The sequence below is a fragment of the Curtobacterium sp. MCLR17_055 genome (assembly GCF_003234305.1).
GTDB classification, from domain to species: domain Bacteria; phylum Actinomycetota; class Actinomycetes; order Actinomycetales; family Microbacteriaceae; genus Curtobacterium; species Curtobacterium flaccumfaciens.
On record NZ_QKSX01000007.1, the window covers coordinates 53,630 to 70,292 of the forward strand.

Annotated in this window: 6 protein-coding genes and 1 other RNA gene; 6 read left to right on the forward strand and 1 reads right to left on the reverse strand. The window is 73.5% G+C overall.

Annotated features, from left to right (window positions below; translation table 11 throughout):
• Positions 1-31 precede the first annotated feature (31 nt).
• On the forward strand, positions 32-2,140 hold the full coding sequence (gene pta / locus DEJ09_RS07805; protein ID WP_071405020.1) for a phosphate acetyltransferase: 2,109 nt from the start codon (positions 32-34) through the stop codon (positions 2,138-2,140).
• Positions 2,141-2,189: 49 nt separating this feature from the next.
• Positions 2,190-3,386, forward strand: a complete 1,197-nt coding sequence (locus tag DEJ09_RS07810; RefSeq protein WP_027466390.1) for an acetate/propionate family kinase — start codon at positions 2,190-2,192, stop codon at positions 3,384-3,386.
• Between the two features lie 998 nt (positions 3,387-4,384).
• Here DEJ09_RS07810 and DEJ09_RS07815 read toward each other — a convergent pair.
• The gene (locus tag DEJ09_RS07815) at positions 4,385-5,059 is read right to left on the reverse strand and encodes an SDR family oxidoreductase (RefSeq protein ID WP_071405018.1); all 675 of its coding nucleotides are present in this window, start codon (positions 5,057-5,059) and stop codon (positions 4,385-4,387) included.
• Between the two features lie 37 nt (positions 5,060-5,096).
• On the opposite strand from DEJ09_RS07815, the gene ffs reads away from it, so the two are divergent.
• From ffs to recR, 4 genes are all read left to right on the forward strand, one after another.
• Positions 5,097-5,193: signal recognition particle sRNA small type (gene ffs / locus DEJ09_RS07820), an RNA gene on the forward strand.
• Between the two features lie 233 nt (positions 5,194-5,426).
• Positions 5,427-13,022 (forward strand): choice-of-anchor G family protein, encoded by a 7,596-nt coding sequence (locus DEJ09_RS07825; RefSeq protein WP_111088126.1) that lies wholly within the window; start codon positions 5,427-5,429, stop codon positions 13,020-13,022.
• Positions 13,023-13,186: 164 nt separating this feature from the next.
• The gene (locus DEJ09_RS07830) at positions 13,187-15,982 is read left to right on the forward strand and encodes a DNA polymerase III subunit gamma and tau (protein WP_111088127.1); all 2,796 of its coding nucleotides are present in this window, start codon (positions 13,187-13,189) and stop codon (positions 15,980-15,982) included.
• Complete coding sequence (gene recR, locus DEJ09_RS07835) at positions 15,982-16,581, forward strand: recombination mediator RecR (protein WP_017888680.1); 600 nt, start codon at positions 15,982-15,984, stop codon at positions 16,579-16,581. Before DEJ09_RS07830 ends, recR begins: the two co-directional genes overlap by 1 nt.
• The last annotated feature ends 82 nt before the right edge of the window (positions 16,582-16,663 follow it).

The window sequence follows — 16,663 nt, forward strand, 5'->3', positions numbered from 1 at the left end:
CGTGACATGTCGGGCGACTACCCTGGGCCTCGTGTCGACCCGCATCTACATCACGTCAGCAGAAGGGCACACGGGCAAGAGCACGGTCGCCCTCGGTGTCCTCGAGACCCTCGCCCGGTCCGTCGGCCGCGTCGGCGTGTTCCGGCCAGTCGCCAGATCGGTCGTCGAACCCGACTACGTGCTCGAGCTGCTGCTGCAGCACACGGCCGTCGGCATCTCTTACGACGACGCGGTCGGGGTCACCTACGACGACGTGCACGCCGACCCCGAGGCGGCCCTCGGCACCATCGTCACCCGGTTCGCCCAGGTCGAGCGGCAGTGCGACGCCGTCGTGGTGCTCGGGTCCGACTACACCGACGTGGGCAGCCCCACCGAGCTGTCCTTCAACGCGAAGGTCGCCGCGAACCTCGGTGCTCCGGTGCTCCTCGTGCTCGGTGGCCGCGACGCCGCCGAACGTGCGGCCCGCACCCCCGAAGGCATGGCGCAGGTGGCGGACGTCACGACCAGCGAGCTGCGGGCGGCACACGCGCAGCTGTTCGGCGTCGTGGTGAACCGTGCCGACCCGGACGCCCTCGCCGCCATCGTGACGAGCGTCGAGCAGGCTGTGCACGACGACCACCCCGACGTGCCGGTGTGGGCGATCCCCGAGGACCGCGTGCTCGTCGCCCCGACCGTCCGCGCCCTGCTGCAGGCCACCGGCGCCACCCTCGTCCGCGGTGACGACGCCCTGCTCGACCGCGAGGCCCTCGGCACCGTCGTCGCGGGCATGAGCATGGAGAACGTGCTGCCCCGGCTGATCGAGGGCGGCATCGTCGTCGTCCCCGGTGACCGGAGCGACGTCCTCATCGCCACGCTGCTCGCCAACCAGTCCGAGACGTTCCCGAGCCTGGCCGGCGTCATCCTGAACGGCGGGTTCGAGATCGCCCCGCAGGTGTCGCGGCTGCTCGAGGGCCTGTCGAGCTCGCTGCCGATCGCGCAGAACGACCTCGGCACGTACGACACCGCCCTCCGGATCACCCAGACCCGTGGCCGCCTGGCCGCCGACTCACCCCGGAAGGCCGACCTCGCGCTCGCCCTGTTCGAGCAGCACGTCGACGCCGAGGCCCTGCGCGACCGCCTGCAGCTCGCCCCGTCCGGGGTCGTCACCCCGCTCATGTTCGAGCACGGCCTGCTCGACCGGGCGCGCAGCTACGGCAAGCGCATCGTCCTGCCCGAGGGCGAGGACGACCGCATCCTCCGTGCCGCCTCCACCCTGCTGCAGCGCCAGGTCTGCGAGCTCACGATCCTCGGCGACCCCGCCGCCATCCGCACGCGGGCGACCGAGCTCGGCCTCGACCTCGAGGCCGCGCAGCTCGTCTCGCCGTTCGACCCCGAGCTGCGTGAGCGCTTCGCCGAGGAGTACACCCGGCTCCGCGCCCACAAGGGGATGTCGATCGAGCTCGCCCGCGACACCGTCACCGACGTCTCGTACTTCGGCACGATGATGGTGCAGCTCGGGCTCGCCGACGGCATGGTCTCCGGCGCGAAGCACACCACGGCCCACACCATCCGGCCGTCGTTCGAGATCATCAAGACCCGTCCGGACACCTCGATCGTGTCGAGCGTGTTCCTGATGGCGCTCGCCGACCGCGTGCTCGTCTACGGCGACTGCGCGGTGATCCCGGACCCGACGAGCGAGCAGCTCGCCGACATCGCGATCTCGTCCGCCGAGACCGCGACCCAGTTCGGCATCGACCCCCGCGTCGCGATGCTCAGCTACTCCACCGGCGACAGCGGCTCCGGCGCCGACGTCGACAAGGTGCGCGCCGGCACCGCGTTCGTGCGGGAACGCCGGCCCGACCTGCTCGTCGAGGGCCCGATCCAGTACGACGCCGCAGCCGACCCCACGGTCGCGTCGACGAAGATGCCGGACTCCCCGGTCGCGGGTCGGGCGACGGTGTTCATCTTCCCGGACCTCAACACCGGCAACAACACGTACAAGGCCGTGCAGCGCTCGGCCGGCGCCGTGGCGATCGGCCCGGTGCTGCAGGGCCTGCGCAAGCCGATCAACGACCTGTCGCGGGGCGCCCTGGTGGGCGACATCGTGAACACTGTCGCGATCACCGCGATCCAGGCCGGCACCGCGACCGACGCGGCCTGACCGCCCGACCCGCACCGCGCCTCCAGGCCCGACAGAAAGTGACCACCCCGTGACCGCAGCCCTCGTCGTCAACTCCGGCTCGAGTTCGTTCAAGTACCAGCTCATCGAGCTCGAGGACGAGCGCACGCTCGCCTCCGGGCTCGTGGAGCGCATCGGCGAGTCCGCCGGGGCCTGGAAGCACACCAACGCGCTGACGGGGGAGTCGTCGTCCAACGACGCCGCGTCGGTGCCCGACCACGCGGCCGGGTTCCAGGCGATGATCGACGCGTTCGCGAAGGTCGGGCCGTCGTTCGACGAGCACCCGCCCGCCGTCGTCGGCCACCGCGTCGTGCACGGCGGCACCACCTTCGACCGTGCAACGGTCGTCACGGACCAGGTCGAGCAGCAGATCGAGGACCTCAACAGCCTCGCGCCGCTGCACAACCCCGCGAACCTCGAGGGGATCCGCGCCGCGAAGCAGGTCTTCTCGGACGTCCCCCACGTCGCCGTGTTCGACACCGCGTTCCACCAGACGATGCCGCCGCACGCGTACACGTACGCGATCCCCGCCGACCTGGCCGCCGAGTACGGGATCCGCCGCTACGGCATGCACGGCACCAGCCACAAGTACGTCTCCGAGCAGGCCGCGGAGTTCCTCGACCGGCCACTCGCCGAGCTCAAGACGATCGTGCTGCACCTGGGCAACGGCGCCTCGGTCGCGGCGATCGACGGCGGGAAGTCCATCGAGACCTCGATGGGGCTCACCCCGCTCGAGGGGCTCGTCATGGGCACCCGCTCCGGCGACCTCGACCCCGCGGTGCTCATCCACCTGCACCGCGAGGCCGGGATGACCTTCGACGAGCTCGACACCATGCTCAACAAGCGGTCCGGCCTGCTCGGCCTGACCGGCAACGGTGACATGCGCGACGTGCAGGACGCCGCCACCAAGGGCGACGAGCAGGCGGAGGCGGCGCTCGCCGTGTACCGCCACCGCATCCGTCGCTACGTGGGCGCCTACACGGCGCAGCTCGGTGGGCTCGACGCGGTCGTGTTCACCGCGGGGGTCGGCGAGAACAACGCGCTGCTGCGGCGGCGTGTGCTCGCGGGGCTCGAGCACCTGGGCATCGAGATCGATCCGGACCGGAACGAGCTGGCGTCGCGGGACGCCCGCCGCATCTCCACCGACGGCTCACGGGTCGCGGTGCTCGTGATCCCGACGAACGAGGAGCTCGAGATCGCCCGGCAGTCTGCTGCGGTCGCGCTCTGACGCGTGGCGCGTGGCGGCGGCACGGTGCGGTGTTCGTGGGCTGGTGCGAGGTTGCCGGTTGGGTGCCCGCTTGTGGCGCGGCACGGGGCGCGGAAGTCCGCACGGGGTGCGCAGGTGCGCACGGTGCGGACGGGAGGCGCGGGGCGGGCTGGCGCTGCGCCTCCCGTCCGCCGGTGGGTCGCGTCCGGTGCACGGTGCGGTGTTCGTCGGCTGGCGCGGGGCTGACTGCTGGGTGCGCGCTTGCAGCGCGGCACGGGGCGTGGAAGTCCGCACGGGGTGCGCAGGTGCGCACGGTGCGGACGGGAGGCGCGGGGCGGGCTGGCTCCGTGCCTCCCGTCCGACCGTAGGTCGCGTCCGGTGCACGGTGCGGGGCTGCCTGTTGGGTGCGCGCTTGCAGCGCGGCACGGGGCGTGGAAGTCCGCACGGGGTGAGCAGGTGCGCACGGTGCGGACGGGAGGCGCGGGGCGGGCTGGTTCCGTGCCTGCCGTCCGTCCGTCGGCTGGCGCGGGGTTGCCTGGTGGGTGCGCGCTTGCGGCGCGGCACGGGGCGTGGAAGTGCGCACGGGGTGCGCAGGTGCGCACGGTGCGGACTGGAGGCGCGGGGCGGGCTGGTTCCGTGCATCCCGTCCGTCCGTGGTTCACGTCCGGTGCACGGTGCAGCATTCCTCAGTGGGTGCGGGGTTGCCTGGTGGGTGCGCGCTTGTGGCGCGGCACGGGGTGCGGAAGCTCGCACGGGGTGAGCAGGTGCGCACGGTGCGGACGGGAGGCGCGGGGCGGGCTGGTTCCGTGCCTCCCGTCCGTCCGTGGGTCACGTCCGGTGCACGGTGCAGCATTCGTCGGTTGGTGCGGGGTTGCCTGGTGGGTGCGCGCTTGCAGCGCGGCACGGGGCGCGGAAGTCCGCACGGGGTGCGCAGGTGCGCACGGTGCACGGCCCGGCACCTTCGGCGAGGAGCCCGCACGGGGTGGCGAAGCGCGCACGGTGCGGGCGGCACCGACCGGTCAGGTGAGCGCGTTCAGCGCCGCGGGGATCGGGGTGTCGCCGCTGGTGACCTCGAACTGCACGCCGACCGCGGCGTCGTCGAGCAGGGCGTGCAGGACGACGGTCGCGACGTCTGCCCGGGGGATCGAGCCGCGCGGGACCGTCCGGCCGACGTGGACGGTGCCCTGCGGCGGCGTGTCGAGCAGGCCGCCGGGGCGCACGATCGTCCAGCGGAGGCGTCGGGCCCGCAGGTTCGCGTCCGCCTCGGCCTTCGCCCGTAGGTAGACCTGGAACACCGCGGCGTCGTCCTGTGCGGGCACGACGGCGAGCTCGGGGTCGTAGGTGTCGGCCGCCATCGCGGAGATCATCACGTACCGCTCGATGCCGGCACGCTCGGCGGCGTCGGCGAGCAGGATCGCACCGTCGCGATCGACGGTGAGCTTCCGTTCGGCGCCGCTGTTCGGCCCGGCACCGGCGGCGAAGACCACGGCATCGACACCGCGCAGGCGGAGCGCCAGGTCGTCGTCGCCGAGCTGCTCCAGGTCGGCGACGATCGCACGCGCGCCCTGTTGCTCGACGTCGGCCACGTGCGCGGGGTTGCGGACGATCGCGACGGCATCGTGGCCGGCGTCGGTGATCTGGCGGGCGAGGAGCAGGGCGATCTGGCCGTGTCCTCCGGCGATGGCGATCTTCATGTGTTCGAGTCTGCCCGTTGCGTCCGGTAGACTTCTCGGCGGCTCCTCACGTGACGCCATCCAGGCCAACTCCCCCAGGGCGGAAACGCAGCAAGGGTAACCAGGCTCTGGCGGGTGCGTGAGGAGTCTTCTTCGTTCCGGGTCGAGTCGGCTCCCCGGTGTCCGCCCCCCGTTCGGGAGGTCTCGCGTCCTTTTTCGTCGATGCTTGCTGACAGCTTCCTGATCATGTGTAAAGATCTGCCTCAGGAATCCCCAACCAGGGTTCCGACACTCCACCGCCTCACCAGCGGAGGAGCCTCCGCCGCCTCACCAGCGGTGGATTCCGAGGATCAGGTGGCGGGCGCGCCCGCCAGGAAAAGAGACACGCATGCGCAGGCACGCGTCGCTGCCCGGTACCCCCGTACCCTCCGCAGCGGACGAACGGACACGACGGATCACCCGCGCCGACGGCCGAGCTCGAGGACGAGCGACGGACGGTCGGCGGTTCCTCCTGCGCGGCGGCGTCGTCGCCACGGTGACGGCGCTCATCGCCGCCACCGTGGCGATCCAACCCGCTGCGGCCGCCCAGAACGACGTCGCCGAGGCCGAGGGGCTGCTGCTCAGCGGCTCCGGCATCGTCGACGCCGACGCGGTCGCCCAGCTCGGCGGCGCGTACTCCGCGCGGGGTGCGACCTCGGGCGGCGGCACCACGAACCAGCCGCTCAACCTGACGGCGCTCAACGCCATCGGGGTGGACCTCGGCAACGACATCAACTTGCTCGGCCCGAACGGCATCCTGACCCTCGGCGTCGACGGCCAGTACGCCACGACCTCGGCCACGGGCGCGACGGCGTCGTCGGGGCTCCTGACGAACGACGGCGGCATCGGGGTCGGCACGGGGTCGGGCACCGGCGCCGCGACGGTCGACCTCAACCCGCTGTTCTCGCGCGTCGGCGCCGACACCACGGTGCTGTCGGACGCGCAGCTGGAGATCGGTGCCCTGGCCTCCCGGATCCAGGCGACGCGCGGCACCGCGGTCGAGACGACGACCGACTACCGCATCGCCGGTGCGGAGCTGGACCTGACGAGCCCGGCGGTCGCCGGACTCAGCACCGCGCTCCGGAACGACCTGCGCACCTTCTCGGGAACGGTGAACTCCGCGGTCGGCGCGGACGGGGCCCTCTCCGGCACCACGACCGCCCTGACCGCCGACATCCAGCGGCTGCTCCGTGGCACGAGCCTCGGCCTGGTGAACGTCAACGGCACGAACGTCACCGCGGCCGTGGACCTGAACCTCGACGACACCCTGACCCGGGTCCTGCAGGAACCCCTGACCGACGGCGCCGTGACGATCACACCGGCGACGGGCGCGATCACGGTCGACCTCGACCAGCTGACCACGCTGAACGGCCAGCCGGCGAACACGTCGGTGCTGACCGAGGCGGCGGTGAGCTCGATCAACCGGAGCATCACGACGATCCTCGGCACCCAGCTGCCGACCGCACTGCAGACGGCGGTCGTCAACACGATCAACTCGACCGCGGTCCGGGTGAACGTCACCGCGAACGTCAACCTCGCGGGCATCCCGCTCACCGCACTGGCCCTCCGCGCGGACACCACGCTCGGCGCCCTCGCCGGCACGTCTCCGGCCACCGCCACGGTGACGGCGACCGGTGGCCCCCTGGGGCTGAACGTGCTCGGCACCCTGCTCGCCCCGGCGGTCAACACCGTCGTCATCCCGGCACTGCAGACCATCGTGCGTCCCCTGGTGACGGGCACGGCCCTGACGAACCTCGGCACGACGCTCACGGCCACGACCTCGGCCGTCTCCACCCTGCTGAGCCCCGTCGTGCTGCTGCTCCGTCAGGTCGTCGACCTCACCGTGAACGCGCAGGACACCACCGGCTTCCGCGACCCCCGCGGGTACGACACCGGATCGCGAAGCGTGCACGCCCTGCGGCTCTCCGTGCTCCCCGGGGTGAACGTCGCCACCGTGGACCTCGCCACCTCGACCGTGCGCGCCACGGCGTTCGCGGCTCCGAGCATCACGGCGCCCACGGCCGGACAGCAGTTCACCGTGCCGTCGGCGAACTCGACCCGCAGCGTCGTCGTGAGCGGGGCCGGCGAGCCCGGCGCCGCCGTGGCCGTCAGCCTCGGCGGAGACCTGACCGGCACCGCGACCGTCGCTGCCGACGGGACCTGGACGACGACCATCGCCGACGTCCCCACCGGTGCGTACACCGCGACCGCGACCCAGACGGTCGGCGGCACCGCAGCAGGCACCGCGACGCAGGAGTTCTCCGTCGTCGCCCAGCGTGCACTGACGATCAGCACCCCCACGGCCGGTCAGGCCTTCACCACCACGGGGGAGACCGCCCCGGTCACCCTGACGGGCACCGCGACGGCGAATGCGCGCATCGACGTCGACCTCGGCGGCGGCGTGACCGCGACGGGCACGGCGGACGACGCCGGCGCCTGGAGCGTCACCGTCCCCGAGGTCCCGGTCGGCGAGCAGACGGCGAGCGTCACGCAGACCGTCGGCGACACGACCTCGGCACCCGTGACCCGGTCCTTCCGGGTCGTGGCCGCAGCCGGCCTGACCGTCGACACCCCCACGGCGGACCAGGACTTCCCGCTCGCCGGCGACACCCGGTCCGTCCCGTTCTCCGGCAGCGCACAGGCCGGTGCCCGCGTCGACGTCGACCTCGGTGACGGCCTGACCGCCACCACCCGCGCGAACGCCGACGGCACCTGGTCGACGAGCGTCACGGACGTCCCGGCCGGGGAGTACTCGGCCGAGGTCACCCAGACCGTCGGCGGCACCACGAGCGCCGCGGTCACCCGGGACTTCACCGTGACGGCGGCCCCCGCGCTCACCATCGACGAGCCGGCCGACGGCAGCACCATCACCGTCGCCGACGACAGCTCGACCACCCCGGTGACGGTGTCCGGCTCGGCCGCTCCGAACGCCCGGGTCACCGTCGGCATCGGTGGTTCCTTCACCGCCGCGGTCACCGCGGACGAGGACGGCGCCTGGACGACGACCTTCGCCGACGTCCCGGTCGGGGAGCGCACCGTCACGGCGCGTCAGAGCGTCGACGGCACCACGTCCGGCCCGGTGGAGACCACCTTCACCGTCGAGGCGGGCGACCCGCTCGCGATCACCGCGCCCGCGGACGGCGACGTGGTCACGGTCCTCGACGCCGACACCACCACCGACCTCGACCTGGCCGGCACGGCCGAGGCCGGCGCCGAGGTGCGGGTCTCGCTCGGCGACGGACTGACCGCCACCACGACGGCCGACGACGACGGCACCTGGACGCTGACCGTCACCGACGTCCCGGTCGGTCGGTACACGATCTCGGCGACGCAGACCGTCGGCGGGACCACCTCGCCGGCCGTCCGCCAGGTCGTCACGGTGCAGGCGGGCGCCCCGCTCGCCGTCACCGCTCCGGCGCAGGACGCCACCGTCACGGTCGCGACCGACGACTCCGTCGTCGACGTCACCGTGCGGGGCACCGCGCAGCCCGGTGCCCGCATCGAGGTCGTCCTGGACGACGGCGACGCGGTGTCCACCACCGCGAACCCGCAGGGCGCCTGGTCGGTGGTCCTCACCGACGTCGGCACCGGCGACCACACCGCGACGGTCACCCAGACCGTCGACGGCGCGACCTCGGCACCGGTCGACCGTGACTTCGCGGTCGAGGCCGGCGACGAGCTCGTCATCGTGGCACCGGGTGACGCCCAGCAGGTGCCCGCCGGCACCGGTGGGCAGGCCAACGTGGTCGTCCGCGGCACCGCGGAGCCCGGCGCGACCGTCGCCGTCACGATCGACGAGGGCGACCCCGTCGAGGTCGTCACGGACACGGCCGGCAACTGGGAGCTCCCGACCACGCAGCTCGGCATCGGTGAGCACACCGTCGAGGCCGTGCAGACCGTGAACGGCACCGACGGCCCGGTGGTCACGCGTGACTTCACCGTGGTCCCCGGCAACGCCATCGTCATCGACACCCCGGCGAGCGGCGCACGCTTCGTCGTGGTCGACGCCGACGCCACCGCGACCGTCCGGATCACCGGCACGGCCGAGCCCGGCGCCGCGGTGACCGTCTCGGTCGGCCCCGGCACCCGGTTCACCACCACGGCTGACGACGACGGACGCTGGGCGGTCGACGCCACCGGTCTCGCCCCGACCGGCGTGTACACGGCGTCCGCCAGCCAGGAGGTCGAGGACGTCGTGACGAGCGCCGTCCCGATCACCTTCGAGGTCGTCACGGCCAACGCGCTGACGATCACCGGTCCGGACACGGACCCGATCACGGTCGCCGGACCGGACGTCGTGCGCGACGTCACGGTCACCGGCACCGGCCAGCCCGGCGCCGCCGTCACGGCGACCCTCGCCGGCTCCGAGGACCAGGAGACGACGGTCGGTGCCGACGGCACGTGGTCGGTCACGTTCCCCGACCTCGGCGTCGACGAGCACCAGGTCGCGGTCACCCAGACCCTGCCCGGCACGGTCTCCGACCCGCGCACCTCCGACCCGGTCGAGCGCACGGTGACGATCGAGGCCGCCGACGCCGTCACGATCACCGCGCCGGGGACCGACGTGGTCCTCCTCGTGCCGGACGCCGATGCGACGCGCGACGTCGTCGTCACGGGTTCGGCGGAGCCGGGCGCGCCGGTGGCGGTGCGACTCGGCGACGACGAGGCGACCACCACCGCGGACGCGGACGGCGACTGGACGGTCACGTTCGGTGGGGTCGGTGTCGGCACGCCGACGCTCACCGCCAGCCAGACGGTCGGCGGGACCACCGCCTCCAGTCCGGACCAGACCGTCACGGTGCGGGCCGGAACCGCGCTCACCATCGTGACCCCGGAGGACGGCGACGTCCTGACGGTCGCCGACACCTCCGGCACCGCCGACGTCGAGGTCACCGGTCGGGCGCAGCCCGACGCCGAGGTGACGGTCCGCCTCTCGACCGGCGAGACCGAGACGGTGACCGCGGACGAGGACGGCCGGTGGGAGACCACCTTCCAGGACGTCCCGGTCGGTGACCACCGCGTCACCGCGACGCAGGTCGTCGGCGGGCAGACCTCGACGCCGGTGACTGCGGCGGTGTCGGTCCGTGCCGGAGCCCCGCTCGTCGTGTCCACCCCGCGCGGTGCCACCACCGTCACGGTGGCGGACGACGACGCCACCACCGGGGTCGACTTCGCGGGCACCGGTGAGCCGGGCGCGACCGTCACGGTCGACCTCGGCGACGGCGGGACCGCCACGGCGACCGTGGACGAGGACGGCCGCTGGACGACCACGGTCGAGGACGTGCCGACCGGTTCGTTCACGGCCTCGGTCACGCAGGCCCTGAACGGCACCACGAGCGCGGCGGTCGAACGACCGGTGTCCGTGGTCGCCGCCGCGGACCTCACCATCCGTGAGCCCGGCGACGACCCGATCACGGTGGCCGACGGCGACGCGACGACGACCGTGACGGTCGCCGGTGACGCCCAGCCCGGCGCCACGGTGACGGTCACCGTCGACGACCGCGACCCCGTCGAGGTCACCGCCGGTGACGACGGCTCGTGGAGCGTCGACGTGCCGGACCTCGGTGTCGGCGAGCACACCGTCGAGGTGACGCAGACCGTGGACGGCTCGACCTCGACCACCCCGGTCGGGACGACCTTCGAGATCGAGGCGGGCGCGCCCGTCGTCATCACCGAGCCGACGGCCGACCAGGAGTACACGGTCGCCGACGGGGACGGCACGACGACGGTCGACGTCGCCGGCACCGCCGAGCCGGGCGCGACCATCGTGGTCGACCTGGGCGACGGTCGCACCGAGTCGACCACCGCGGACGACGACGGTGCGTGGAGCGTCTCGGTCCCCGGTGTGCCGGCCGGCACGACGACCGTGAGCGTCACGCAGCGCATCGACGGCACCGAGTCCGCGCCGGTGACGGTGGACGTCCGCGTCCGCGTCCTCGTCGCCGACCCGATCACGATCGCCACCCCGGCGGACGGCACCACGATCCGGGTCGCCCAGCGTGACTCCGTCGCGACCCTCATCGCCGCGGGGGCTGCCGAGCCCGGTGCCGAGGTCCGTGTCACGATCGACGGCGGCGACGCCCGGACCGTGACCGCGACCGACGCCGGTACCTGGAGCGTCGACCTGCCGGACACCACCGTCGGCGAGCACACGATCCGGGCGACCCAGACGGTCGACGGCTCGACGTCCGCGGCGGTGCGCAGCACCTTCACCGTGGCACCCGGTGCCGCGCTGACGGTCACCGCACCGGCCGACGACACCAGGTTCACCGTGCCGAGCACCGACCCCACCGCGACCGTCCCGGTCGGCGGCGAGGGCCAGCCCGGCGCGTCGGTCCGCGTCGTCCTCGACGACGCCGACCCGGTCGTGGTCCGTGTCGGCACCGACGGACGGTGGGAGACCACGCTGGCCGACGTGCCGGCGGGGGACCACACGCTCGTCGTCACCCAGGTCGTGAACGGCACGACGTCCGATGCGATCGAGCGCGACGTGACCGTCGTGGTCGCCGCCGCGGACGCGATCGTCGTGACCAGCCCGGCCGACGGCACCGACCACCGGGTGCTCGGCGGTTCGACCGACGTGCGGGTGACCGGTACCTCCGCACCGAACGCCGCCGTCTCGGTCCGCATCGACGACGGCACCGCGGTCGCCACGACCGCGGACGACGACGGTACGTGGTCCGTGACGGTGCGGGACGTCGCCGAGGGATCCCACACGGTCGCCGCCAGCCAGACGGTCGACGGTGCCACCACCGACGCTCCGCAGGTCGGCTTCACCGTGACGGCCGCGACGCCGGTCGTCATCTCGAGCCCGACCGACGGCCAGGCGTTCCCGACCACGGGGTCGACGACCTCCGTCCCGGTGAGCGGCACCGCCGAGCCCGGCGCGACCGTCACGGTCGACGTGGACGGCCGGACCGCCACGACGACCGCCGGCGACGACGGTTCGTGGACGGTCACGATCGGTGGCGTCCCCCTCGGGGACCACACGGTGTCGGTGACGCAGACGGTCGGCGGTCGGACCTCCGACCCGGTGACCGCCGACGTCACGGTCGTGGCCGCGCAGGAGACGGGCATCGTCATCACGAGCCCCGACCCCGGGCAGCTGATCCCGGCGGACGGCTTCGGTGACACCGGCTCGTTCACGGTGACCGGTCAGGCCACCCCCGGCGCCGCGGTGACGGCGACCCTGTCCACCGGGCAGGTCCGCACCACCACCGCCGACGACGAGGGGGCGTGGAGCGTCGTGTTCGAGCGCGTCCCCGAGGGTGAGTGGACGATCAGCGCCACGCAGTCGGTGAACGGCACGACCTCGGCGGCGCCGCAGGTGCCGATCGTGGTCGACACCCTGGAGCCGCTCGCGGTCACCTCGCCGACACCGGGTTCGCAGTACATGGCCGACGAGGACGGTGACCACGACCTGATGGTCACGGGCACCGCCGAGCCCGGCGCGACCGTCACCGTGCAGCCGATGGGCCGTGATGCGGTCGCCACGACGGCTGACGAGGACGGCGAGTGGTGGGTCATGGTGGGGCTGCCGGTCGGCGGCCACATGCTGCGCGTCACCCAGTCGGTCGGCGGGTTCACCTCGCAGGCGCAGATGCTCCGCGTCATGGTCATGGACGATGCCGTCGACCCGGAGGAGCCGGGCACGCCGGGGACGCCGGGGACGCCCGGAACGCCCGGCACGCCGGGTGCACCCGGTCTGCCCGGGACGCCGGGGACCGGCAACGGCTCCGGCATCGGCGGTGGCTCCGGGAACGGCTCCGGCGCCGGGATCGGTGGCTCCGGCAACGGCAACGGCAACGGCACCGGTGCCCTCGCCTGGACCGGCGCGGACGTCGTCCCGATCGCCGGCGCCGCGGCGGGCCTGGTGGCCCTCGGGTTCCTGCTGCTGGGGCTGTCCCGCCTCGCCGGCAGGCTCCGTCGCCGCACCCGCGGCTGAGTCCGCACCAGCGTCACACACCGCGCCTCCCGCCCGTCGACCAGACGGACGGGAGGCGCGGTGCCGTCCGGGCGCTCGGCCCACCGCCGAAGGGTGGTCCGGCCCGGCAGGACGACCTGTGGGCGGGCACGCGGGTTGTCGGTCGTGACGGCTACCCTTGTCGCGTGGTCACCGCCCTGTATCGCCGTTACCGGCCCGAGAACTTCGCCGAGCTGATCGGGCAGTCGCAGGTCACCGACCCGCTCCGCACGGCGCTCCGCACGAACCGCGTCAACCACGCCTACCTGTTCAGCGGGCCCCGTGGCTGCGGCAAGACGACATCGGCCCGCATCCTGGCGCGCTGCCTGAACTGCGCCGAGGGCCCGACCGACACCCCGTGCGGCGTCTGCCCGAGCTGCGTGGAACTCGCCCGCGACGGCAGCGGTTCGCTCGACGTCATCGAGATCGACGCCGCGAGCCACAACGGTGTCGACGACGCGCGTGACCTGCGCGATCGTGCCGTGTTCGCGCCGGCTCGCGACCGCTACAAGATCTTCATCCTCGACGAAGCACACATGGTGACGCCGCAGGGCTTCAACGCGCTGCTCAAGCTGGTCGAGGAACCGCCGGAGCACGTCAAGTTCATCTTCGCGACGACCGAGCCCGAGAAGGTCATCGGCACCATCCGGTCGCGCACCCACCACTACCCGTTCCGGCTCGTCCCGCCCGCGGTGATGCTCGAGTACATCGAGCAGCTCTGCACGCAGGAGTCCGTGTCGGTGGCCCCCGGCGTCCTGCCCCTGGTGGTGCGTGCCGGCGGTGGATCCGTCCGTGACACCCTGTCGCTGCTCGACCAGCTGATGGCCGGCAGCGAAGACGGTGCGATCGCCTACGAGCGTGCCGTGGCCCTGCTCGGCTACACCGACGCCGCCCTGCTCGACGACGTCGTCGACGCCCTGGCCGTCGCCGACCCGGCGTCCGCGTTCGCCGCGATCGACCGCGTCGTGCAGACCGGACAGGACCCCCGCCGTTTCGTCGAGGACCTGCTCGAGCGCCTGCGTGACCTGATCGTCGTCGCGGCGACGAACGAGAGCGCCGCCGCCGTCCTGCGCGGGGTCTCACCGGAAGAACTCGACACCATGAGCCGCCAGGCCGGGGTCTTCGGCGCGACCGGGCTCTCCCGCTCCGCCGACATCGCGAACCGTGCCCTCACCGAGATGACCGGCGCGACCTCGCCCCGGTTGCACCTCGAACTCATGACGGCCCGCATGCTCGTGCCCGAGGCCGACGACACCCAGCGCGGAGCCCTCGCCCGGGTGGAGCGCCTGGAACGTCGCGTCGGGGTGGGTGACGTCGGTGGACACGACGCCGGTGGACACCAGGCCGGTGCCGGCGAGCAGTCCGCTCCCGCCGTCGCCGCTGCACCGCGTCGTGAGCAGCCGGCAGCCGCGGCTCCCGCAGCGCCTGCTCCCTCCCTCGCCCCGACGCCCGCTCCGGCAGCGGCTCGTGCGACGCCCGAGCGTCCCGTCGAGCAGCCCGCCGCGCCGCAGGCCGACTCCGGAGCCGTGGCCCGTGACGCCGCAGCGTCGTGGGCAGCGGTCGCTCCGAGCACTCCTGGAGCACCCGCGCAGACCTCGGCCGAGCCCGCGAAGTCCGAGCCCTCGAAGCCGGAGCCCTCGAAGCCCGCGGCCGAGCCGGTCAGCCCGTCGTCCACCGGTCAGGGCACGACGATCGGGGACGAGCCCGCCGTCCGGACCGTCGGTGCCGTCGGCTTCCAGCAGATGCGCGACTCCTGGCCGCAGATCGTCGAGCACGTGCAGCACGCCAAGCGTTCGGCGTGGTCGGTGGTCGTCACGGCGCAGGTCACCGCGCTCCGCGACGACGTGCTGACGCTGACGTTCCCGAGCCAGCAGGACGTCGCCTCGTTCAAGGAGATGTCCGACCCCTCGGCGAGCGTCAGCGAACTGCTCCGCGCCGCCATCGTGGACGTCCTCGGTCTGCGCGTGAAGTTCGTCGCCCGCGGGCCCGGACAGCAGCAGCGTCCCCAGCAGCAGCAGCAGCAGCAGCAGCAGTCGGCTCCGGCACAGCAGGCCGCACCGGCCCAGCGTCCGGCGCCCGCTGCCCAGGCGCCCGCCGCCGCGGCCCCGGCGCCGGCGCCCGCAGTACCGGAGTCCCCGGCGCCGGCTTCCGCTGGTGAGCCCACGTCGACGGCTGCCCCTGCCGCCGAGCCGAAGGCCGCGTCGGCAGCACCCGAGTCGACGGCACCTCCTGCGCCGACGGCAGCGCCCGCGCCGAAGTCCGCGGCGGCGCCGAAGTCCGCGCCGGAGCCGAAGGCAGCGCCGACCGCGTCCGCCCCGCAGCGCGACCAGGCACCGGCCGAACCGGCCCCCGCTCCATCCGGTGCGCCGGTGACGGACTGGGCGGTCGCGACGATCCCCGCCAGCGACCCCACCGCCGACGCCGTCCCGGAGTCCGTCGAGCCCAGCTGGGCAGCACCCTTCGGCACCGTGCCGGCGTCCGCGCCGGTCGCCCCCGCCGAGACGAGCACGCCCCAGCCGGCCGAGCCGACACCGTCGGCCGCACCCGCGCGACCGGGCGCTGCCACGGCCGGGCAGCCCGACGGCCCGACCACCCCGGGTCCGCAGGCGGCGTCCGGAGCGGGAGCCGTGCCTCCCGGCGGTCCCGTCGTGCCGGGCGTCCCGGTCGACGACTACCCGCTCGACGACGAACCGTACGACGACGGTGCCCCGTTCCCCGACCCGGGGATCGGACGCGGCGCAGCGCCCGCAGCCGCCGCGCCGGCAGCCCCGACGCAGCAGGCCGCCCCGCAGCGTGCGGCCCAGCCCGCCGCCGCTCCCGCCCGCACCGCACCGCCCGCACGCCGGGCGCCGGTCGCCGGTCGGTACGGCGAGGCCGTCGTGCGTGAGATCCTCAACGCCCAGTTCATCGAGGAGACCGCTCTCCACCAGGACGGTGCCTGATGTACGACGGGATCGTCCAGGACCTCATCGACGAGTTCGGCCGCCTGCCCGGCATCGGCCCGAAGTCGGCGCAGCGCATCGCCTTCCACATCCTGCAGACCGAGTCGTTCGACCCGAGTCGTCTGTCCGAGCTGCTGGCCGACGTCAAGGAGCGGGTCCGCTTCTGCGAGATCTGCGGCAACGTCACCGAGAACGTCCAGTGCAGCATCTGCCGCGACCCGCGCCGCTCGCCGGCGACGATCTGCGTGGTGGAAGAGGCGAAGGACGTCGCGGCGATCGAGCGCACACGAGAGTTCCGCGGGCTGTACCACGTGCTCGGCGGGGCGATCAGCCCGATCGACGGCATCGGACCGGACGACCTCCGCATCCAGCAGCTCATGACGCGTCTGGCCGACGGCACCGTGGCCGAGGTCATCATCGCGACCGACCCCAACCTCGAGGGCGAGGCGACGGCGACGTACCTCAGTCGGCTGCTCGTCCCGATGGGCATCCGCACCACCCGGCTCGCGTCGGGGCTGCCGGTCGGCGGCGACCTGGAGTACGCCGACGAGGTCACGCTCGGTCGTGCCTTCGAAGGGCGCCGCGTCGTCGGCGGCTGACCGCCACGCAGGATCCTTGCGTCGGGGCCCGCTCGCACGCAACATCCCCGAAACACCGACTACCATTGTGAGACCGCGAGAC